This window comes from Pseudomonas sp. FYR_2 (assembly GCF_043106425.1).
In the GTDB taxonomy this organism is placed as follows: Bacteria; Pseudomonadota; Gammaproteobacteria; order Pseudomonadales; family Pseudomonadaceae; genus Aquipseudomonas; species Aquipseudomonas monteilii.
Genome location: NZ_JBICMM010000048.1, coordinates 80361 through 102505, shown reverse-complemented (window position 1 = coordinate 102505; position 22145 = coordinate 80361). Strand labels below are relative to the sequence as shown.

Annotated in this window: 14 protein-coding genes; 9 read left to right on the top strand and 5 right to left on the bottom strand. The window is 59.8% G+C overall.

The features are described from left to right. Window positions 1-220: 220 nt before the first annotated feature. Complete coding sequence (locus ACF8R4_RS21365; protein ID WP_223623441.1) at window positions 221-1573, top strand: MFS transporter; 1353 nt, start codon at window positions 221-223, stop codon at window positions 1571-1573. A 19-nt stretch (window positions 1574-1592) separates the two neighbouring features. Beyond that, complete coding sequence (gene gudD / locus ACF8R4_RS21360) at window positions 1593-2948, top strand: glucarate dehydratase (protein WP_392493409.1); 1356 nt, start codon at window positions 1593-1595, stop codon at window positions 2946-2948. A gap of 47 nt (window positions 2949-2995) precedes the next feature. Here gudD and ACF8R4_RS21355 read toward each other — a convergent pair whose 3' ends face one another. After that, window positions 2996-3883 (bottom strand): LysR substrate-binding domain-containing protein, encoded by an 888-nt coding sequence (locus tag ACF8R4_RS21355; RefSeq protein WP_060498480.1) that lies wholly within the window; start codon window positions 3881-3883, stop codon window positions 2996-2998. Window positions 3884-3982: 99 nt separating this feature from the next. On the opposite strand from ACF8R4_RS21355, the gene ACF8R4_RS21350 reads away from it, so the two are divergent. The 3 genes from ACF8R4_RS21350 (at window position 3983) to gabP (ending at window position 8164) form a co-directional block, all read left to right on the top strand. After that, a complete protein-coding gene (locus tag ACF8R4_RS21350; RefSeq protein WP_392493407.1) occupies window positions 3983-4927 on the top strand; it encodes a 2-hydroxyacid dehydrogenase in 945 nt (314 codons plus the stop codon). A 119-nt stretch (window positions 4928-5046) separates the two neighbouring features. Further along, window positions 5047-6390, top strand: a complete 1344-nt coding sequence (locus ACF8R4_RS21345) for an MFS transporter (protein WP_156867658.1) — start codon at window positions 5047-5049, stop codon at window positions 6388-6390. Window positions 6391-6772: 382 nt separating this feature from the next. Further along, on the top strand, window positions 6773-8164 hold the full coding sequence (gene gabP, locus ACF8R4_RS21340; RefSeq protein WP_060498477.1) for a GABA permease: 1392 nt from the start codon (window positions 6773-6775) through the stop codon (window positions 8162-8164). A gap of 224 nt (window positions 8165-8388) precedes the next feature. Here the strand turns inward: gabP and ACF8R4_RS21335 are convergent, their stop codons facing one another. Beyond that, window positions 8389-9258: a LysR family transcriptional regulator gene (locus ACF8R4_RS21335; protein ID WP_392493405.1), complete on the bottom strand. Its 870-nt coding sequence runs from the start codon at window positions 9256-9258 to the stop codon at window positions 8389-8391. A 126-nt stretch (window positions 9259-9384) separates the two neighbouring features. Between ACF8R4_RS21335 and ACF8R4_RS21330 the strand changes: the two genes are divergently transcribed. Next, window positions 9385-10920, top strand: a complete 1536-nt coding sequence (locus ACF8R4_RS21330) for an MFS transporter (RefSeq protein ID WP_082426363.1) — start codon at window positions 9385-9387, stop codon at window positions 10918-10920. An 88-nt stretch (window positions 10921-11008) separates the two neighbouring features. Beyond that, window positions 11009-13402, top strand: a complete 2394-nt coding sequence (locus tag ACF8R4_RS21325; RefSeq protein WP_060498472.1) for a TonB-dependent siderophore receptor — start codon at window positions 11009-11011, stop codon at window positions 13400-13402. A 65-nt stretch (window positions 13403-13467) separates the two neighbouring features. Here the strand turns inward: ACF8R4_RS21325 and ACF8R4_RS21320 are convergent, their stop codons facing one another. Continuing rightward, window positions 13468-14343 (bottom strand): WYL domain-containing protein, encoded by an 876-nt coding sequence (locus tag ACF8R4_RS21320; RefSeq protein ID WP_060498471.1) that lies wholly within the window; start codon window positions 14341-14343, stop codon window positions 13468-13470. Between the two features lie 119 nt (window positions 14344-14462). Here ACF8R4_RS21320 and ACF8R4_RS21315 point away from each other — a divergent pair, with 119 nt between their 5' ends. Next, the gene (locus ACF8R4_RS21315) at window positions 14463-14720 is read left to right on the top strand and encodes a hypothetical protein (RefSeq protein WP_104833914.1); all 258 of its coding nucleotides are present in this window, start codon (window positions 14463-14465) and stop codon (window positions 14718-14720) included. A gap of 337 nt (window positions 14721-15057) precedes the next feature. Here ACF8R4_RS21315 and ACF8R4_RS21310 read toward each other — a convergent pair whose 3' ends face one another. Continuing rightward, window positions 15058-16761 (bottom strand): LeoA/HP0731 family dynamin-like GTPase, encoded by a 1704-nt coding sequence (locus ACF8R4_RS21310; protein WP_392493404.1) that lies wholly within the window; start codon window positions 16759-16761, stop codon window positions 15058-15060. Next, window positions 16761-20006, bottom strand: a complete 3246-nt coding sequence (locus ACF8R4_RS21305; protein ID WP_186722952.1) for a DUF726 domain-containing protein — start codon at window positions 20004-20006, stop codon at window positions 16761-16763. The genes ACF8R4_RS21310 and ACF8R4_RS21305 overlap by 1 nt, the downstream gene beginning before the upstream one ends. A gap of 609 nt (window positions 20007-20615) precedes the next feature. Between ACF8R4_RS21305 and ACF8R4_RS21300 the strand changes: the two genes are divergently transcribed. Next, a complete protein-coding gene (locus ACF8R4_RS21300; protein ID WP_392493403.1) occupies window positions 20616-22097 on the top strand; it encodes a sigma-54 interaction domain-containing protein in 1482 nt (493 codons plus the stop codon). Window positions 22098-22145: the final 48 nt, after the last annotated feature.

The following is a 22145-nucleotide window of genomic DNA, read 5'->3' as shown; positions in this document are numbered from 1 at the left end:
ACCATAAAAATATTTTTTGCCGTTTTTTCCTGCTACCAATCCCACGCGTAGCCAATCAGTTTTTGCAAGATCGAAGCAAATTGTCATTTTGATAGCTTGTATTTTGCGTATTTGTCGATTTTGTTGATCTTGTCGTACAACTTCGTCGGGCATATGCTCGTCCCACTGCCATGTCAGACAACCCAGACCCGCACAAAAACAATTAGTGGGAGATTCACAAGTGAACGACACCCTCGCTCCGTCTGCGCGGACTGAAGGCGACGCGTTGGCCAGTGCCGTGGCCAAGGTCAAGCGCCACGTCCTGCCGCTGTTCGTCATCATGTTCATCGTCAACTACCTCGACCGCGTCAATATCGGTTTCATCCGACCGCACCTGGAAAGCGACCTGGGCATCAGTGCCGCAGCTTATGGTTTTGGTGCCGGCCTGTTCTTCATTGGCTATGCCTTGTTCGAAGTGCCTTCGAACATGTTGCTGCAGAAGGTGGGGGCGCGGCTTTGGCTGACGCGCATCATGTTCACCTGGGGGCTGGTGGCCACGGCCATGGCCTTTGTGCAGAACGAAACCCAGTTCTACGTACTGCGCTTTTTGCTTGGTGTTGCCGAAGCGGGCTTCTTCCCCGGTGTGATCTACTACTTCACCCGCTGGCTGCCAGGTGCAGAGCGCGGCAAGGCGATTGCCATCTTCCTCAGCGGCTCGGCGCTGGCCTCGCTGATTTCCGGGCCGTTGGCCGGTGCGCTGATGCAGATTCAGGGCCTGGGCATGCACGGTTGGCAGTGGATGCTGTTCATCGAAGGCATGGCCTCGGTGGTGCTGTGCTTCTTCGTGTTCTTCTGGCTGGATTCCAAACCACAGGATGCCAAGTGGTTGAGCCCGGCCGAGCAAGACGCGCTCGTAGCTACCATCGACCGCGAGCAGCGAGAGCGCGAAGCGTTGGGGGCGGTCAAACCCTCGGCCTGGAGCCTGCTGAAAGACCGCCAGATTGTGCTGTTCTGCCTCATCTACTTCTGCATCCAGCTGACCATCTACGCTGCCACCTTCTGGCTGCCGAGCATCATCAAGCGCATGGGCGACCTCAGCGACTTGCAGGTCGGCTTCTTCAACTCGATCCCGTGGCTGATCTCGATCCTGGCCATGTACGCCTTCGCGGCCGGCTCTGCGCGCTGGAAGTTCCAGCAGGCGTGGGTGGCCGGGGCGCTGGTGGTCGCCGCCATCGGCATGTTCATGTCCACCACCGGCGGGCCGGTGTTTGCCTTCGTGGCCGTGTGCTTCGCCGCCATCGGTTTCAAGTCGGCGTCGTCACTGTTCTGGCCGATTCCACAGGGATATCTGGATGCCCGCATCGCCGCGGCCGTGATCGCCCTGATCAACTCGGTCGGCAACCTCGGCGGCTTCGTAGCCCCTACCACCTTCGGTTTTCTGGAGCAGCAGACCGGCTCGATCCAGGGCGGGCTGTATGGCCTGGCGGTGACCTCGGTGCTGGCGGCCATCGCCATCTTCTTTGTACGCACTCGCCCCAAGGGCGCCCCTTCCGATGACCTCAAGGCCCGTTCGGCCCTGGGCCAGACCCACTGATGACTGCGAGACAACAACCATGAATATGCAGACCAATCCCGCCGTCCACACCAGCACCCCGGTGGTCACCGACCTGCGCGTGATCCCCGTGGCTGGCCACGACAGTATGCTGCTCAACCTCAGTGGCGCCCATGGCCCGTTCTTTACCCGCAACGTAGTGGTGCTGCGCGACAGCGCGGGCAACACCGGGCTGGGTGAAGTGCCGGGTGGGGAAAAAATTCGGCAAACCCTGGAAGACGCCCGCAGCCTGGTGGTCGGCCAGCCGATCGGCCATTACCAGCGCGTGCTCAATGCCATGCGCCAGACCTTCGCCAACCGCGACTCGGCGGGGCGCGGCCTGCAAACCTTCGACCTGCGCATTACCGTGCATGCGGTAACGGCCATCGAATCGGCGCTGCTCGACCTGCTCGGTCAGCACCTCAACGTGCCGATGGCGGCATTGCTGGGTGAAGGGCAGCAACGTGATGCCGTGAAGATGCTGGGTTACCTGTTCTACATCGGCGACCGCCAGCAGACCGACCTGGCCTACCGCAACGAAGCCGATGCCGAGAATGACTGGTTCCGCGTGCGCCACGAAAAGGCCCTGACCCCGGAAGCAGTGGTGCGCCTGGCCGAGGCCGCCAAGGCGCGTTATGGCTTCAGCGACTTCAAGCTCAAGGGCGGTGTACTGCGGGGAGAAGAAGAGATGGAGGCGGTAACGGCCCTGGCCGAGCGCTTCCCCGAAGCCCGTATCACCCTTGACCCGAACGGTGCCTGGTCGTTGAAGGAAGCCATTGCCCTGTGCCGCGACAAGCACGACGTGCTGGCTTACGCCGAAGACCCGTGCGGTGCCGAGAACGGTTACTCGGGCCGCGAGGTGATGGCCGAGTTCCGCCGCGCCACCGGCTTGCCGACCGCCACCAACATGATCGCCACCGACTGGCGGCAGATGGGCCATGCAATCCAGTTGCAGTCGGTGGACATCCCGCTGGCCGACCCGCACTTCTGGACCTTGCAGGGTTCGGTACGGGTGGCGCAGATGTGCAATGACTGGGGGCTGACCTGGGGTTCGCATTCGAACAACCACTTCGACATTTCGTTGGCGATGTTCACCCAGGTGGCGGCTGCGGCGCCGGGTGAGATCACCGCGATCGACACCCACTGGATCTGGCAGGATGGTCAGCGCCTGACCCGTGAGCCGCTGCGCATTGTGGACGGGCATGTGCGGGTACCGGCACGGCCGGGGCTGGGGGTGGAGCTGGATGAGGATCAGCTGGCCAAGGCGCATGAGTACTACCGCAACATGGGCCTGGGCGCGCGGGATGACAGCGTGGCGATGCAGTTCCTGATTCCGGGGTGGAGCTTCGATAACAAGCGGCCTTGCCTGGTGCGTTAAGGCTGCCGGCCTCTTCGCGGGCTTGCCTGCGAAGAGGCCATCACCTTTTATCCTGCTTCAAAGAAGGCCCGCGCCATCTCTACAAATGCCTCCAGCACCGGATTAGGGTTATCCCGGCAGTACGCCAAAAATATTTCCGCCTGCTGCTCCATCCCCACCAGGGGCTTGAAGACCACCTGCTCCAGGCGCAGCGCCTGCGCCGAGGCAGGCACCACCGCACACCCCAACCCCACATTGACCAGGCCCAGAATAGAATGCGTCTGCCCCAGCTGGTGCAGGTACTTCGGCTGCACTTCATGCCGCGCAAACAGGTTGGCGATGCGGTCATGGAAGTAGCGCCCTTCGTTGGCGCTGTACATCACGAACGGCTGCTCATCGAAATCGCTCGGCCTGATCCGCTCACGCGGTGCCAGCGCATGCCCGGCGGGCAGGGCGGCGACGAAGGGTTCGCGGTGAATCGGCAGGTACTCCACGCGCGCACTGGGCAGCACCTGGCGCACCAGGCCGACATCGATCAGGCCGGCTTCCAGGTCGTGCACCTGGGTACTGGAAACCCGTTCGCTGAGCACCAGTTCGATGTCCGGCAACGTCTGCCCGGCATGCACGAGCAAGCGCGGGATCATGCTGTAGGCCCCCACCGCCGTGAATCCCAGGGTCAGCCGGCCTGCCTCGCCATGGGCGATGCGCCGTGCCGAGTGGCTGGCCGAGTCGGCGATTTGCAGGATGCGCCGGGCGTCTTCAAGAAAGCTCTGGCCCGCCAGGGTCAGCCGCGCCTGGCGGTTGTTACGCTCAAGCAGCAGTACCCCCAGGGAATGTTCCAGCAGTTGTATCTGCCGGCTCAAGGGTGGCTGGGTCATGTGCAGGCGCGTGGCGGCACGGCCGAAATGCAGCTCTTCGGCAACGGCCACGAAGCAGCGCAACTGGTGCAGCTCCATGATTCAATTCCTGAATTATTCGATCCAGTATCTATATTAGACCTGTATCAATTGCAGGCCTAGCATCGAGTCATGTCTTCGAACTGCCGGATGCTCAACATGAACGAAAACGCCATCGAAGTGCTGCTGACCCAGCCCGTCCCCGAGGCCATCGATGCCCAATTGGTCCGCGCTTATCAGGTGCATCGCCTGTATCAACACCGTGACCCGCAACAGCTGATCAACGACGTTGGCCCACGCGTTCGCGGTGTTGTAACTGGCGGTGCCAAAGGGCTGTCCAATGCGCTGATGGATCAGCTGCCTGCGCTGGAGATCATCGCCATCAGCGGCATCGGTACCGACGCCGTGGACCTTCGCCATGCTGCCAGCCGCGGCATCCATGTCACCACAACACCGGGTGTACTCACCGCCGATGTGGCTGACCTGGCGATGGGCCTGATCATCAACACCTTGCGCCGTATGGGCGAGGGCGAACGGCTGGTGCGCGATGGCTTGTGGGGCACGGTCGAGCTGCCGCTGGCGCGGCGGGCCAGCGGTATCGACCTGGGCATTGTCGGGCTTGGCCAGGTGGGCAAGGCGATTGCCCGGCGTGCGGCGGCATTCGACATGCGCATTGCCTACAACGGGCGGCGTGAACAGCAGGATGCGGGTTACCGCTATGAGGCTGACCTGGTCGAGCTGGCGCGTTCGGTGGACGTGCTGGTGGTCGCCGCTGCTGCCGATGGTGGGCAGGTGTTGGTAACGGCCGAGGTGCTGGAGGCACTGGGGCCGAATGGTTACCTGATCAACGTGGCGCGCGGCAAGTTGGTGGATGAAGACGCGCTGGTCGAGGCATTGCGCGAGCAGCGTATCGCCGGTGCCGGGCTGGACGTGTTCGTCGATGAGCCGCAAGTGCCGCCGGCCTTGCGGGACCTCAACCAGGTCAGCCTTCAGCCGCATCGGGGCAGTGCCACGTTGCAGACCCGGTTGGAGATGGGGCGCATGGTTTTGCACAACCTCGAAGCCTGTTTTCAGGGTGAGTTACCACCGAATCGGGTGGTTTAGCTCAAGGGCCTCTTCGCGGGCACGCCCGCGAAGAGGCCAGTGCAGACAACAAAAGGCCCAAGGGCCACACCTTCTCTTCACAAGAACAATCGCTTCCATCGAGAAGCAAGAGGGTTTACATGAACAGCAAATCCGCCGTCGCCGCACCGCAGGCCGTGGCCGGGGTCGGTCGCCATCGCTTCCTGGTCCTGGCGCTGATCTTCGTCATCACCGTCATCAACTACGCCGACCGCGCCACCTTGTCGATTACCGGCACCGAGGTGCTCAAGGACCTCGGCCTGGACCCGGTCATGCTAGGCATGATCTTTTCCGCGTTCGCCTGGGCCTACGCCCTGGGCCAGGTGCCCGGGGGCTGGTTGCTCGACCGCTTCGGTGCCCGCCGTGTGTACGGCATCAGCCTGATCCTCTGGTCGCTGTTCACGCTGCTGCAAGGGACTGTCGGCTGGATGGGGTTGGCCGGTGTGTCCGCTGCGGTCGCGCTGTTTTCCATGCGCTTCATGCTGGGCCTGGTGGAGTCGCCGGCGTTCCCGGCCAACTCGCGCATCGTCAGTTGCTGGTTCCCCACCCGTGAGCGTGGAACCGCCTCGGCGCTGTTCAACTCGGCGCAGTACATGGCTGTGGTGGTGTTTGCTCCGCTGATGGCGTGGATGACCCATACGCTGAGTTGGGAGCAGGTGTTCATCTGGATGGGGGTGTTGGGGCTGGTACTGAGCGTGGTGTGGTTCCGCCTGTACCACGAACCGCACAGCGCGCCAGGCTTGAGCCGCGAAGAGCTGGATTACATGCGTGAAGGCGGCGCCCTGGTCGACCTGGAAAAGGAACGTAAAGCGACCAAAAGCAAACCGACCCGTGCCGAAGTGATGCAACTGTTCACCAGCCGCAACCTGTGGGCGGTGTACCTGGGCCAGTACTGCATCACGGCGCTGACCTACTTCTTCATCACCTGGTTCCCGATCTACCTGATCAAGGGCCGTGGCATGACCATCATGGAGGCAGGCTGGGTGGCTGCGTTGCCGGCCATCTGTGGTTTCACGGGCGGCATCCTTGGCGGGTTCGTTTCCGATTGGCTGATCCGCCGTGGCGTGCATCCGTCCAGGGCGCGCAAGACGCCGTTCATCATCGGCATGGCGCTGTCCACCAGCCTGGTGCTGGCCAACTATGTGGACGGCAATGCGGCGGTAATCGCCCTGATGACGTTGGCCTTCTTCGGCAAGGGCCTGGCAGCGGTAGGTTGGGCGGTGCTGTCGGATGTGGCGCCGAAGAAGATGGTTGGCCTGTGCGGCGGTGTGTTCAATGGCATCGGCAACGTTGCCGGTATCGTCACCCCGCTGGTGATCGGTTATGTGGTGGCCAGCACCGGCTCGTTCCATAACGCACTCTGGTTCGTGGCCGCCCATGGCGTGCTGGGGATCCTCGCTTACCTGTTGCTGGCCCGACGCTTCGAGCGCACCGGGCAGGCGTAGGCAGACGCCTTGGCAACAGAGGCCCCGGGAGACCGGGGCTTTTTTGTGGGTGCTCAAACGTGGCCAGACCAAGTGGCACATTCAAATGAAAAACAAAAGCTTCAGACGGCCCGATGGCGCGATCGGGCATGCCATTCGCGACATCTGGCGTTAATGGAATTGCCCTGTCGTGATCGAACAGTTCCGGGGCGTTCTCGTGTAATTACCCACAGCCTTACGGGGCTTAAATGAAGCCCGAACCGCAATGACACCTTGCTCTGTGATGCGTGCCAAAGATCAACAACAGCGCGCGAGCAACCTGTCGACTTATTGATTTGAAAGGAGATATTTTCGCCTACGCCTGCCCGTCCATCCTTGTGTCAGCAAAAAGAGAACAACATCAATGAACACCGTGGGATCTGATGGCAACCTTGCACAAGGTTTCAAGCCACGTCATGTAACGATGCTGTCCATCGCCGGCATCATCGGCGCCGGACTTTTCGTAGGCTCTGGCCATGCCATCGCGGCGGCCGGGCCAGCTACCATAATTTCCTATTTCGTGGCCGGGACCCTGGTGGTTCTGGTTATGCGCATGCTCGGCGAAATGGCCGTGGCACACCCTGACACCGGGTCGTTTTCCACCTATGCCGACCAGGCCATCGGCCGTTGGGCCGGCTACACCATCGGCTGGTTGTACTGGTGGTTCTGGGTGTTGGTGATCCCTATCGAAGCGCTGGCTGCCGGGCATGTGTTGAACGCCTGGTTCCCCCAGGTGGACAGCTGGATCTTCGCCCTGGCCTCGGTACTGTTGCTGGCCGGCACCAACCTGTTCAGCGTGGCCAAGTACGGTGAGTTCGAGTTCTGGTTCGCCATTCTCAAGGTAACGGCGATTCTGGGTTTCATCGGCCTGGGCTTTGCCGCGCTGATGGGCTGGTTGCCTAACCGCGAGGTCAGCGGCCTGAGCAGCCTGATGGCCGAGCACGGCGGCTTTACGCCGAAGGGCTGGTCGGCCGTGGTGGGCGCGTTCATTACCGTGATGTTCAGCTTCATCGGCACCGAGGCTGTGACCATCGCCGCGTCCGAGTCCAGCGACCCGTCGCGCAACATCGCCAAGGCTACCCGCTCGGTGATCTGGCGTATCAGCACGTTCTACATCCTGTCGATCTTCGTGATCATCTCGGTGGTGCCATGGAACGACCCGCAACTGGCCGTGGTGGGCTCGTACCAGCGTGCGCTGGAAATCATGAACATCCCCAATGCGGCGTTCATGGTCGACCTGGTGGTCCTGGTGGCCGTGACCAGCTGCATGAACTCGTCGATCTACATTGCTTCGCGGATGATGTACTCGCTGGCCAAGCGCGGTGATGCCCCGGCCTTCCTCAACAAGACCTCCACGGTTGGCGTACCGCGTGCTGCAGTGTTTGGCAGCACCCTGATCGGCGCGGCCATCGCCATCCTCAACTACTTCGCGCCGAAGGGCGTGTTCGAGTTCCTGCTGGCCAGCTCTGGCGCCATCGCCCTGCTGGTGTACATGGTCATCGCCATCTCGCAGCTGCGCATGCGCCGCCGCCTGGAGCGGGAGAACACCGAGCTGAAGTTCCGTATGTGGCTGTTCCCGTACCTGACCTGGGCGGTGATCATCTTCATCGCCGGGGCGCTGGCGGTGATGATGTACACGCCTGAGCACCGGGCGGAAGTGAGTTCGACATTGGGCCTGGCGATCGTGATTTCCTTCCTGGGGATCGTGACTTCGCGCGGCCATGCGCAACCGGTGGGGGCGCGTTCGATGGGGTGATTGAGTTCACCTGGCTGTAAAACAAAGGGCACCTGTGGATGGGGGCCCTTTGTTTTTTTGAATTTGTCCAGGATGCGGCAGTTTACGATCTATATCGAGGTGATGAGAAAGTGTCAGCACTGCTGACACAGTTGTCCTGGAGCCACAACCTCATCATTCTTGGGTAGTGCAAGCAGCATGATGAGCGTGAGTTTTAAGCACGCATGGCCATACAGGAACATTGGTCATACACCGCATTTCACGCCTTCCACATAGCGCTTTACCGCCGGTGCTTTTTCGTAACGCCTGTGAAGCAGGCTGAGCCAAGAGCTGGCCTGGCAATCGACGATACGGCGGTAGTTCACCTGTGGCAGGTTGATGCGCTGCACCACCGATTCTGGGACCACTGCGACACCTTGCCCGAGCGATACCAGCGTAATCACCGCCACCAGGCTGCCGGGCTGCGGGCCAAGGCGGGGAACGAACCCACCCTGTGCCGCCACCTTCAGCGTGCCGGAAATCTGCTCCGGCAGGATGAAGGTTTCATTGGCCAGGCGTGCGGCCGGAACGTGCGGCACTTCGTTGATGCGTGAGCTGGCGGGCAGGGCGAGAACAAAGCCTTCCTGATGCAACGCGATGGCATCAAGTTCTTCCGGCAACTCCATTGGCGAGCGCACATAGGCCAGATCGAGCAGGCCATCGCGAACCATGCCGGGCAATTCGGCCATGGGCAGTTCGCGGATGTTCAGGCGCACGCCGGGGCAGGTTTCGCTGTAGCGGGCGACTTGCTGCTGGAGCATGCCAGAGTAGGCGGCTGAAGCCACATAGCCCAGTTCGATGCGCCCGCTTTCACCACGGGCGGCCCGTTGTGCGCCCAATTGTGCGGCGTCGAACTGGCGCACGGCGTGCTCGGCCTCGATCAACAAGGCTTGGCCGGCAGCGGTCAGGTTGACCTCCCGCTGGTTGCGTTCGAACAGGCGTACGCCCAGCTCACGCTCCATGTCCTGAATCTGCCGGCTGAGGGTAGGCGGGGCGATGCCCAGTTGCTCGGCGGCCCGGGTGAAATGGCCGTGGCGGGCAACGCAGAGAAAATAGCGGAAATGGCGGATTTCCATGGGTGTTACCTACAGGGTAATGACGCAGGCCCCCTGGGCTAACAAGGCCTGGGGTTGGCGGCGTTATGGTGAGGCCAACACTACAAGGCTGGCGCTGCGGCGACCAGCCCGCATCTGGAGCCTGCCATGCCTGCCCCCTCTGCACGCTTTACCCTGCTCACTGCCTCCCTGGTCTGTGCGTTGATCATCCTCGACACCAACATTGTCGCCGTCAGCCTGCCCAGTATCGCCCGTGACCTGTCCGGCTCGTTCGCCGATATCGAGTGGGTGGTCAGTGCCTACTTGCTGGCCTTCGCCGCCTGCCTGCTGCCTGCCGGCAGCCTGGCCGACCGCTTCGGCCGGCGGCGCATGCTGCTGCTTGGCCTGGCCCTGTTCGGCATCGCTTCGCTGGCCTGCGGTGCGGCGCCCAACCTGCTGTTCCTCGACCTGGCCAGGGCCGCCAAGGGGATTGGTGCCGCGTTGCTGCTGACTTCGGCCCTGGCGGCGATCGGCAACCGCTTTCATGAACCCCAGGAACGCATGCGTGCCTGGGCCTTCTGGGGGGCCTGCATGGGCGCCACCATCACCCTGGCGCCGCTGCTGGGTGGCGTGATTGCCAGCACCTTGGGCTGGCGCTGGATCTTCTACATCAACCTGCCGTTGGTGGCATTGCTGGCGGTGATGGTCTTGCGCAGTGTCGAGGAATCTCGCGACAGCGCCGCCGCGCGGCTCGACCCTTGGGGCAGCCTGACCTTCGCCGGCAGCCTGGGCTACCTGATCTGGGCGATGATCGATGCCAACCAGGTGGGCTGGGGCAGCGCGCAAACCCTCGGTCGACTGGTGATCAGTGCCTTCCTGTTCGGCCTGTTCATCATGGTGGAGCGCAGCCAGACGCGGCCGATGATCGACCTGCAGCTGATGCGTAGCGGGCGTTTCGTTGGTGCCTTGCTGGGCATGTTCGCCTACGCAGCCTGCGCCCAGGTGATGATGACCCTGCTGCCGCTTTACTTGCAGAGCGGCTTGCAACTGTCACCCTTGGCGGCTGGCGCAGGCATGTTGCCATTCGCCATCGCCATGCTGCTGACACCGCGCTTGGGTATGCGCCTGGCTGCCCACATGAGCCCGGCGCAAATATTTGCACTGGGCCTGGTGCTGGTGGGCACGGGCAACCTGCTGTGTGCCTGGGCCACGCGCCACGGCGGCTATGGCGCATTCGCCCTGGCCAGCCTGGTGCTGGGCGCGGGTGCCGGCCTGCTGAATGGCGATACACAGAAGAACATCATGGCGTGTGTGCCGCGTGAGCGAACCGGCATGGCCTCGGGGTTGAGTACCACCATTCGGTTTGGCGCGATCGTGCTGGCCATTGGCGTGCTCGGCGGTGTCCTGGCTACGCGCAGCGGGCAGTTGCTGCACGCATCCATGGCTGCTGTAGCCCCCGCGCAAACGGGCCAGGTTGCTGCGATGGCCGCGCGGGTTGCCGCAGGGGACTTGCAGGCAGCGCTGGCGTTGATCGACCCGGGGTTACGTGAAGCAGTAGCTCCCGTTGCGCGGCAGGCCTTCATGGGTGGTTTTCAGGCCGTGTTGCAGGTTGCGGGTGTTGCCGCGCTGTTGTTTGCGGTGTTGGTTGGCGTGCTGCTGAACCGCCCGCTGCCCACCCGGCAGGACGTGCTGATAGTGTCGTAAAATAAATGAGGTGATTTCTCATTCTCGTCCGGCCTGTAAACAAGGCCGGATTACAGGCCGCCCCGCCGACCCCCTACGGAGCGAGAGAATGAGTTCTACCCCGGTTTCACAGCGCCATCCTTTGAGCCGTGCTGTGCACGCTGCTTTCCTGGGCCTGGTTGTCAGCAGCGCTGCGTTGCCTGCGCTTGCGCAAGCTGCAAACGCTGAGCACAACAACCAGGTCCAGCAATGGAACATTCCTGGCGGCCCGCTGGCGCCGGCGCTTGACCACTTTGCGCGCCAGGCTGATATCAGCCTGTCCTACGATGCACAGAGCATCGCCAACCGCAACACGGCGGGCGTGCAGGGTACGCTGGGCACGTCGGCTGCACTCTCGTCGTTGTTGCAGGGGACCGAGCTTCAGGCTGAGCAGCAAGGCCCGGGTGCCTATCTGGTGGTGCCGCAGCCAAAACCTGCCGGCCCGCTGGAGCTTGGTGCGACTGAGGATTACCGCCTGGCGCCCATCATCATCAACGCCAAGGTCAAGGCCAGTGCCGATGACGACATCAACTCGGTGGTTGCCAAGGAGCTTTGGGTAGGTGGCAAGGTAGCGACCAGCATCCTCAACACACCAGCTTCCGTGTCTGTGGTCACCAACAAGGAAATGCAGCAGCGCAGTGTGAGCACCACGGAAGAGGCGCTGCAATACACCCCTGGCGTGGTCAGCGACTTCTACGGCTCGGATGACCGCAACGACTACTTCCAGATCCGCGGCTTTCAGGCCACCACGTACCGTGACGGCCTGACCTTGAGCTCGATGCGGGGTGTGCGCGAAGACCCTTACGCCTACGAGCGCATCGAAATTCTGCGAGGCGCCAACTCCACCCTGTTCGGCCCGGCAGACCCGGGCGGCTCGTTGAACTTCGTGACCAAACAGCCGCGCTTCGAAAGGTTTGGCCAGGGTTACGTGACCTACGGCTCCTATGACCATGCCGAGACCGGCATCGATGTGGGCGATGCCCTGAACGACGAACAGACTTTAGCGGGCCGCTTCACTGCCAAAATGCAGAACAGCGACCGCGAGTACGACCATTCGCAGGACGACAGCCGCTTCGTGATGGGCGGGCTGACCTGGGCACCTACCGACTTCACCTCGGCCACAGTGATCCTCGATTACCTGAAGACCAACAGCTCGCCAAACAGCGGTGGTTACCCTCTGGACAAGGAATACGATCGCAGCGACTTCTACGGCGAGCCCGGCTACAACTTCCACGATGTCGAGCGCACCAGCCTCAGTGGCAACATCACCCACGACTTCGATAACGGCTTCACGCTGCGCGGTAACCTGCGCTACAGCGAATTAAGCGATGACTTTGGCTATGTCTACCTGAGCGACAGCGCTTCGCGGGTGGGTACCACCATCCCGCGCTATGTGTTCGGAACTGACAGCGATGCCGATCAGCTCAACGGCAACCTGATGCTGCAATACGACGCCCAGTTCGAGCACATCGACAGCAGCACCCTGGTGGGTGTGGAGTACCTCGATTCGACCACCAGACAGAGTTCCGTCTACAGCCTGGCGCCCTCCATCGATATCGCCAACCCGGTATTCACCGGCGTGCCGGGCGGCGTTACGCCCTACACCCGCAAGAAAAACGACGCCACCACCAAGGCCGTGTTCCTGCAGCAGAACCTGTCCTTCTATGACCGCCTGATCGCAACAGCGGGTGTGCGTAATGACTCCATGGACCTGTCCAGCACGGAGTACGTCGGCGGGGTGAACAAGCAAAGCGACAACTTCTCTGAAACGTCCTACCGTGGCGCGCTGACGTACATCGTCAACGATGAGGTTTCCACTTACGTGAGCATGGTGGAGTCGGTTTCGCCTCCGCAGGTTGGCGTAACGCCGCAGACCGGCAGGCAGTACGAAGTGGGCGTGAAGTACTCGCCACTGGGCATGGACGCGTTGTTCTCTGCTGCCGTTTATGACCTGACCCAGGAAAACGTCACCATCGCCGTCGTGCTGCCGAGCGGCATCATCGAGCAGCAGACGGTGGGTGAGTCGCGTGCACGTGGCCTGGACCTGGAAGCCAAGGCGCAAGTTACGCAAAACCTCAGCCTCATCGGTGCCTATTCCTACATGGAAACGGAGGTGCTGCGCGGTGCGCTGTATGACGGTACTTCGCTCAAGGGCAAGGAATTCACCGTGGCGCCGAAGCATACGGCTTCGCTGTGGAGCTACTACGACATTGCCAACACGGATGTGAGCGTTGGTCTGGGGGCTCGGTACGTGGGTGGCTATTACATGGATGCTGCCAACACCAAGAAAAGCGACGGCACCACACTGTTTGACGCGGCGCTGAACTACAAGATTGCCAAAGGGACGGACCTTGCGCTGAATGTGAGCAACCTGTTTGACGAACAGCATGTGGTGGGGTCGGGGACGGCGAACTACTACAACCCGGGGCGGGAGGTTACGGCCAAGTTGAGTTATCGCTGGTAAGCCGAGGGGCAGTGCTTAGCGCCCGCAACGTGGCGAGCATTGCCCCTGCTCCCGACATCCGGGCGTTAGTACTTCATCAACCACGGGTCCAGCGCCTGGAGGTTGCTGACCACCAGTTGCTGGGCTTCGGGCAGTATCGCCATGTTGCGGTGGTCGATCTGATACCGCTGCAATACGTACTTCACCAACGCCCTGCGGCTGGGCACCACCAATTGCCCATCCGTCATGCCGAAGTCAATTTCAATGATTGCCTTCTGCGCCGCGTTCAAGCGCCAATCAGGCTCGAAGATGATTGGCACCTCGACATTCCAGTCTTCATCCTGCTCGCGGGTGTTCGGCGAGGCGTCGAGCAAGTCTGGTTGCCCGCGCAGTCGGCTGAGGACGAAGTCGCGGTACTGGCCGTTTTTTTCACAGTAAGCCCGTACGTGCCAGCGCATGCCGGTGTACACCAGCGTGTGCGGGGCGATCAGGCGCACCTCGACGTTGGGGGTGTTGAAGGACACGTATTCGGTTTCCAGCCGCCGGCCTTCACGGCAGGCCTTGAGCAAGGGGCGCAGCACCTCGGGCCGAATGGGGCGGTCAGGCACCTCCAGCACCCGGGTGTGCGCATAAGCCAGCGCCAGCCCGTCGATGTGCGGCGCGCGTTCATTGTTCTGGTACAGCAGGTGTAGATAGGCGCTGGCGCTGTTGTCGATGAACAGCGGTTCGAACTGTTCGCTCGGTACATAGCCCTTGATCTGCTTGTCATACGTCAAGTTTTCGGGCGCATGTTCGGTGATGTAGGTATTGATGTCCTTCGACGCCTGCTGGCGGCTGATGCCAAAGCTCTGCATCAGGTGGCCCGTGGTCAGCCGGCCTTCCCACCAGGCAACGGTTTCGATCAGGCGATAGCGAAGTGCCAGGTCCCAGCGTACCTGCTCGATGGATTGCTTGCGTTTCATACCCTCTCCATGTGCGCGATTACTTTACCTGTATAAGTCTACATTCTGGACGTGTAGTTATGCATTACATATCTTTGGCTCGTCTTCGGAATACATCGGGGGCTGCAAAGGATATGAGCATGACAATGCCGGAAGTGGTTGCGACGGGGGCCCTGGTGGCGATGGGGATCATTCTGCTGGTGCTGATTCAGCAGGGGTTGAGGCTGGGGGAGCTTGGCAAGAAGGTACAGCACTGCCAGAAGGATTTGCGCTGGTTGCAGATTTGGGAGATGGAGAACCGTGAGCTGAGGGCGGCGGTGCGGGCGGAGCGGGAGCATGTGGCGCAGTTGCGGCGCAAGGTGGAGTTGTTGCAGGGGGTGATGCCGGTTGGGCAGTGATGCTTGGTAACGTTCTATAGGAGTAGGCATTCATGCCGATAAAACCAAAGCCCTTCACGCTGGTGTGTGAAGACTGCAACTGGAAGAAGACTATCGCCCCGCGTAGCGATGCATTGAGGCCGAGTGAATGGTTTATGGTGTGCCCGCGGTGCGGTAGCACCGATTTGAAGATGCGAGCGGCGGGGTGGCTGGAGGCTGCTGTAGCGGAGTTTTTGGCGCGGCGAGGGGCTAGCTGAATAGCGGGCAAGGAAGACGTTGGGAACGGCGGTGTGCGTCCGCTTGGTGACCAGCCGTGTTTGTAGTGTGCCCGCTGCATGCAGCGGGCATCTGAGGCGGGTTAGCTCAACCTTTTGAATTCGGCGTCGATGGCTTCTGCCTCATTGCGCCATGCCAGGAACCGCTGCTGACGGACACGGCTTTCATCTACGTTGGCCTGAAGTTCCTGGCGGCGCGAATTGAGCTGCAGGTAGTCGGGGAAGAACTTTTCTTTGAAGCTTTCGGAGTTCACCAGGTCAAGGAAGTCCTGACGCTGTTGTTCGAAGTTGCTGACGATGTTCGCAACAGACTTCTTGAATGCCTCTTCGCGCTTGTATTGCTCCCAGCTATCCCAGGCTTCGAGCGCTACGCCTACGAAGGCCAGGGCCCCGTTGGCACCTTTGGCGAATTTCACAGCACCCCACGGCTTGAACTTCAGGTATTTGCCGATATCCATGCCTACCGTCTTGGCGATTGTCGTGATGCCATCGCGCGCGGCCAATACCGTAGTGTTGCTGATAAGGTTGCCTTTGAGCACATGGTTGATGCCTTGTTTGCCCAGTGTCTTGACCGTGGTATTGAAGTGGTTGACCTCGCTGTCGAAGCCAACTTGCATCTTTTCAACTTCGAGCGTGATCGATTGGGTCTGGCGGCTGAATTCGTTTTGCAGGCGGGTGGACACGATGATGCCTTCAGTACCGATTTCACGCTCGAAAAAGTCGCCGAAGGTTTCCAGGCTGGAACCTTTGGCTTGAAGAATCAAGTCAGAGAAGTAGCGCGTGGCGAAGTTGCGCAGGCTGATGCGCGCCTCTTCGATCTGCTGCCCGGTCACGGCCAGTTGATTGACCAGACGCGTGTTGAGTTCTTCAAGCCGGCCAACTTCCTGGGCAACCTTCTCGTCGTTCTCGATGGCAACAGGCAGTTGGTTGTTGAGCACATCTCGGATTACGCTGGCGCGCATCTCGTTGGCCAGTGCGGCGCTGCCACCGTTCTGCTGGATCTTGCCAGTGGTGGCCGTCTGCAAGGTAGCGATATGCGACAGCTCCTTGAACTGCTCAAGGTTGGCAAGCCAGTGCTCCACGCCCATGTCGAAGGGGTTGGCAGCGACTGCGACGATGGACAGTTCGGCTTCTTCCTGATCGGTCAGTCCGATCTGTTCGCGAAGGCGACCTGCCACGTTCTTGCGTTTTACCTGTAGGTTGGACTGGTAGTCCTGCTCGTCCTCTACATCGGCAACTTCATCGAAACGACTGAGGACGAAAACGGTACGGGGCAGAAGGTCCAAGGTGCGGAACAACCAGGTCAGGTCATCCTTGTGGCTTTCCTTGATGGGGTTGGTCGAGTTCATCACGTAAAGCACCAGGTGCGATTCGCTCACGTACTTTTTGGTGATGTCCTTGTACTTTTCGATGGTGTGCGTTTCGGCATTCTCCTGTTGCTTGAAACCAAACAGCCCGGGGGTGTCGATCAGCACGAAGTCTTCGCCGACCTCGTAGACTTTCACCTCATTGGAAGACTCCTGGTGGCTGATCTTCATGCTCGACCTGTCCAGTTTTTCCATCCAGGCCGCCGCAATGGAGGTTTTGCCTTCCGAGAAGCCGCCAATCAACGCGACCTTGAGTTTTTCACCGGACATGCTGTTGATGACATTCTGCAGCTTGCTGATTAACGCAGGGTCAATCGGTATACCCGCCTGTGCGCCCTGTGCGAGAAAACCTTGCAGCCTGTCGAGCAGTGTCAGCGCACTTGTCTGTTGGGCCTTGAATGTCTTTAGGGTGTTTTCCATTACAGATTTCCTGCGATTTCAATTTGGCGAGAGAGGATTTTCAGGCGGTTGGTCGAGCGAGACAGTGTGTTCACCTGGTTGGCAGCCTGTTTGGCCGGAGCTTCCAGCGCAAGGTCGAGTTGCTCGATCGTCCCTTGCATATCCTCCAGGGCGCTATCAAGGCTCTCGCGCAACGTGTCGCTCAGTTGCTCGGTGGCGCTGCGCAGGTTTTTATCAGTGGCCTGACGCTGCTGTGACTTCTTGTAGTCCTTGTCGATTGCGCTCCAAAGCGCTTTGCCGACCGCGATCAGGAAGGTAAGTGCTGCCCCACCCGCGACCCACAGGCTGGCACCGCCAGTGAACGGTGCTGCTGCGATCCCCACAAGGCTGGCCAGCAATCCCATGACCTTGATGCCGTTATCGATTTTTATGTTGAGGTTGAAATGCTCGTTGAAGCGCAAGCTACCCAGCTTTGCGTAGCTTGTGGTCAGCTCTTGAGCATGTTTTTCGAAGCGTTTGAGAATATCTTCGGCCGCCTTTTGGAACTTGCCAACTTCAGCGTTCACGGCGTCGGGCAGTTTTTCGCTCAGCTGATGCTTCTGGTCTTCGAGTGCTTCGGCCAGGGCGCTTTTGAAAGCGTCGTTGCTGATATTTTCTTCGATCTGCGCATACACACTGTTACGCACGTTGCTGGCGAACGTGTCGATCAAGGTTTCGCCACTGGATTCCAAGCGTTTTTTCAGCGCTTGGAAGCTACTGTTCAGCTGGCTTTTGGCACTTTGCTCTTCTTGAGAGAGCTTTCTCGACAGCGCGCCCAAGGTTTGCTGCACGCCTGAAAGCGTCGTGGTGGTCTGGTTAAGCACATCATTGGCTTTGTTGAAGTTCGCCCGGACGATCTTGGCTTTGCCGTTATGGATTAACCGGTCGCCGAGCAGTTGCAGGAAGGCGCGCAGTCGTGACTTTTCCAGCAACTCGTCAGCGCCGAAGTCTTCAAGCGCTTTGCTGCGCCGTTTGGCATTCTGTGACCCCGGCGCGAGGTGATCGGTTGAAGCAAGAAATGCTGGCAGCGCGCTTAGCGGGAACACCTCCTGATAGTGTTTGCCAAGCTGTTCGCCCATCTTCTCGTCAAGCCCGGTAAGGCTGATGCGTTCATCGTCGGAGATCAACGGTCGGTTACCCAGGGAGTGCTTGGGGCTGGTAATTTTCTTGTTGAAAATGGTCCAGACCTCGGTTTGTGCCCCCAGGTGATGCTTGATTTTCTCCAGTGTGCCTTGATGCTGCCCATCGCCCGTTTGAGGGGGGGCGGGCTGGTTGGTGACATAGAAAACGGCGTGAGCGGTTTGCACCGCGCGCTCAATCTGGTCGAGTACCAAGCCTTCCTTTCCTTCGATACCTGGTACGTCCAGCAACGCGAATGGCTGGCCGTCCAGCTCGAACTCATAGCGCTGTGTCGTTCGGGTGTAGTCGGCTTGGCCGTCACCGATGATTTCACCATCGGCATGGAGCTGCAGTTGGGCCACCAAGTCCGCCAATTGGCTTTCATTTTCAAGGCGCTGCTGCACAAGTGCCTGATGCTGTTGTGTTGCCTGTGTCTGCTGGGTGGCAAGCGCCGCACAGGCTTGGTCACGTGCTGTCGTTACCTCTACCAACTGCCGTTCCAGCGTAAGGCGCTCTTGGCTTGTCTTCTGCTGTTCGGCGTTAAAGGTCGCGGCAGCGCTATCGCGTGCTTGAGTGGTTTCGGTCAGCGACGCGGTGGCTGCATTCAGCTCGAGCTCTTCCGGCATTTTTCTGAACAGGCCCAAGAGCGTTTGCCAGAGCGAGGCGGTACTTTTGCGTGTGGCGAGCAGCGTATGCAGTCGGGTGACGGCCGATAATGCGTCCTTGTGCGCTTGCTCGTGTTGTTCAAGTGCAGCGCCAAGCCGTTGAGTCAGCTCATTGGCTTTTGCATTGGCTTGGTCGAGGGCGCTTTGGGCCTCGCTGAACGGCAGTTCAAACTGCTGCCTCGTGGCATTCAGCTGTTGCGTCAGTTCACCAAGGCGCGCTTCGGCCTGCTCGATGTCCTGTTGCAGGCGCTGCAGGTTTTCTTCCGTCACCCCATATTGCTCGCGCAGCTTGCGGAATGCCTGCTGGCTGGCCCGCTTGCCAGGCTCCTGAAGCAGGATGCGCAAGGTTTCGATAAGGGTGGATTTGCCCGCGCCGGTTTCGCCGTAAAAGGCGATGGTGAACGTGTTCCACTCTGCGTTCTTTTCCAGCTCGGCGAGTCGTTCATACAGCGCGGTGCGATGCTGGCCAAGACGCTGGAGCGCCTCTTCGCGTGCCTGGTTCAAGGCTTCGTCGTCCGAGGCATTTTTCAGCTCAGCGATGATGAGTGACAGTTCATCGTTGATTTGCTGGTAAACGTCACGTGGGCTGTTCAGTTCAAGTTTCATCGTGTTTGCTTTGGCGGGTTGTGTAAGCACGCGGGTTGGCTTATTGGCGTGAGCGGATGGTTGAGCGGGCGCCGGGGAAGGCGGCAGGCCTGCTTTGAAACGTGATTTGCTCAACACCTCGGGCAGCCGCTCCCAGTAATCGGTGTGGCCGAAGTCTTCCATCTCGATGCTTTCGAAGTGCTCGACCTCGTTACGCCCCAAGCAGGTTTCACCCACGTTCAGCAGCAGGGTCTTGTCTGCTTTCGAATAGGCATTGATCAATCGCCCCTGAAGCACGCCGCGCATCTTGCGTGCTTCGATGGCCGTGACCTCGACCGCAGCTGCCATCAGCAACACATCGTTGATGGCCAACTGCTGCCGTTTGGAGAAGTTTTTGAGGGTACTGATGACCAGCCGGCCACCTAGCGAGTGGCCGATCAGGTTGATGCTCTTGATGTGGGGATGGTGGCTGCTCAGGTACGCCTGAAGCTGGTCCAGCAACACCGCGCCCATGCTTTCCGCGCGTGCACGGGCCTGGGTGAAGTTGCCCATCCGATCCTTGGCGAGCGTTCCCACAAGACCTAGAGAGCCCATGGAGGCACCGGTAAAGGCCGCGCCGGCATTCAGGCCTGCTGCTGCAAGCTTCCAGGCTGAGGATTTGTCGAACCGAAAGATGTGATTCGAAGGCCAGAACGCGAAGATGTTGGTGTAGTGCGTTAACTGCTCGGGAATTCTGTCGAGCAGGAGCTGCTTGTCTTCATCGGTATGCCCGGCGCTGTAGCCGTGGATGAAGATGTTGGCTTCTGTGGTGCTGGAGCCGGCAGAGCGTGCGCTTTGGAAGCGAAAAGGTTGGGGCATGGGTACTACTCCTTATCCACGGTCATGCGGCTTTGCGAGTAGCGCCTGTGGGGAGAAGTGGTGCGCGTGCTTTGGGGACAGGTGCCTGAGGAGGGAGTACCTGGGGTTGGGCATCGCTACGTCCTTGTCTTGTTGAACGGGGTGGCGATTGTTGACGCCATTTATGTGGCGAATTTACCTTGTTTTGATGGCGGTTTGCCATGGTTGTGGGGGGTAAGGCTCGGGCAGGGGGAATGCAGAGGGGGTAGTGATGCAGTTGGGTGGGCTTCGCGCTGAAGGTGGCAAGAATGGTTGAGCGGCGCGCGGTAAGTGCCGGGGGAAGCTGAAATGAAAGGCTATCCTTATGTTGAATATCAGAAATCTGAGGTTCGATATTTTCATGGAATGCCATTTGGAATAACGCGTTCGTCGTTCGCCCTAGTGCGGGGTTGTGCTTTAGTGATTGCTACACTGCCTTAGTGGATCAAGGGCTGATTGAGGATGCCGCTCACTCCCTCGAGAGCCCAGCGCACATTGAATGCATTGAACAAGCGCGCGGCATTGCGCATGTCAGCCTGCCTGGCTAAATGCTAGTATTCGCCTCGGTATTTAGCCGGAGGAACAGGGATAGTGTCGAGTAAGCAGCGTGCCTTGATATGCTGGGTGGGCGGCAACGATCTGAAAGCTGTAAGCGGGGATGAGATCGGACCGATCATGTCGACGTTAACGGCGGAAAAGTTTGATCGAGTTGATCTGCTTTGTTCGTATCCACCGGATCGTGTTGAGCCCTATCTTGCATGGCTCCGCAAGCGTGTTGATCTTCCCGTCCAAGCTTACCATGAGACTTTGAGTTCTCCAGTTCACTTTGGAGACATCTATCAGTCCGCAAGCAAGCATTTGCAGCGTTTGTTTGCTGCTCGCATGGATCTGTCAATTTTGCTCAGCCCAGGTACACCTGCCATGCAGGCAGTGTGGATACTGCTGGGCAAAACCAGCTATCCCGCCACCTTTTACCAATCCTCGCTTGAGCAAGGTGTGCAGCAGGTAGATGTGCCGTTTGAAATTGCGGCCGAGTACTTGCCTGCCGCCAGCGGCATGACGAGTAGTAAGCTGCTGCGATTGGCAGACCACGACGCGCCAGGCAACGCGGCGTTCGATAGCATTGTCACGCAAAGTGCACGGATGACGATGCTCAAAGCGCAAGCGAATGTACTTGCGCAAAAGCAGGTCCCTGTCTTGATCTACGGTGAAACTGGAACGGGTAAGGAGTTGTTTGCCAGAGCCATCCACAATGCCGGCCCCCGTTCCGCTGCCCCTTTCATCGCCGTCAACTGCGGAGCAATAGTCCCGGAACTCATCGACGCTACCTTGTTTGGTCATCGCAAAGGGGCGTTCACTGGTGCGATTGAGAGCCGAGACGGGGTGTTCCAGCAGGCACACGGTGGCACATTGTTCTTGGATGAGTTCGGTGAGCTGATGCCAGATGTGCAAGTGCGGCTGTTACGGGTACTGCAGAGCGGGACCTTTGTTCCGGTTGGCGCAAGCCAGGAGCAGAAGGTGGATGTGCGATTGATCACGGCGACTCATCGAAACCTCATGCAGGAAGTGGCGCATGGGCGATTCCGTGAGGATCTGTTCTACCGGATAGCCGTTGGGGTTATTCACTTGCCGCCGCTGAGAGAGCGGGAAGGAGATCTGTTCCTGTTGGCCGACACGCTGCTTGCCAGCTTGGCCGAGCAAGACTTTTCGTTGGCAGGTAAGAAAATTTCCGCTGAAGCAAAGAAACTTATCTTGAGCCACCCTTGGCGTGGCAACGTTCGCGAACTTCAATCTGTGCTGCTTCGTGCCGCCTTGTGGAGTCAGGGCGATGTCATTGATGGGGCGGATATCGACCAGGCGCTGTTCCAGTTCCCTCAGGATTATGTGGACATTTGTTCCCGCGATGTTTCTCAAGGTATTGATTTGCAAGGGATAATTTCAGAGCTTGCCAATGGCTACCTGCGTAAGGCGCTGGCGCTGACGGGCCGTAACAAGACGCGAGCCGCCAGTTTGCTGGGCTTGAAAAGCCAGCAGACACTCAGTAATTGGATGGAAAAGTACGACGTCGAATAAACATTGGCATGGTCTTCGCTATAAGACCGACATGGATAAGATCGCATA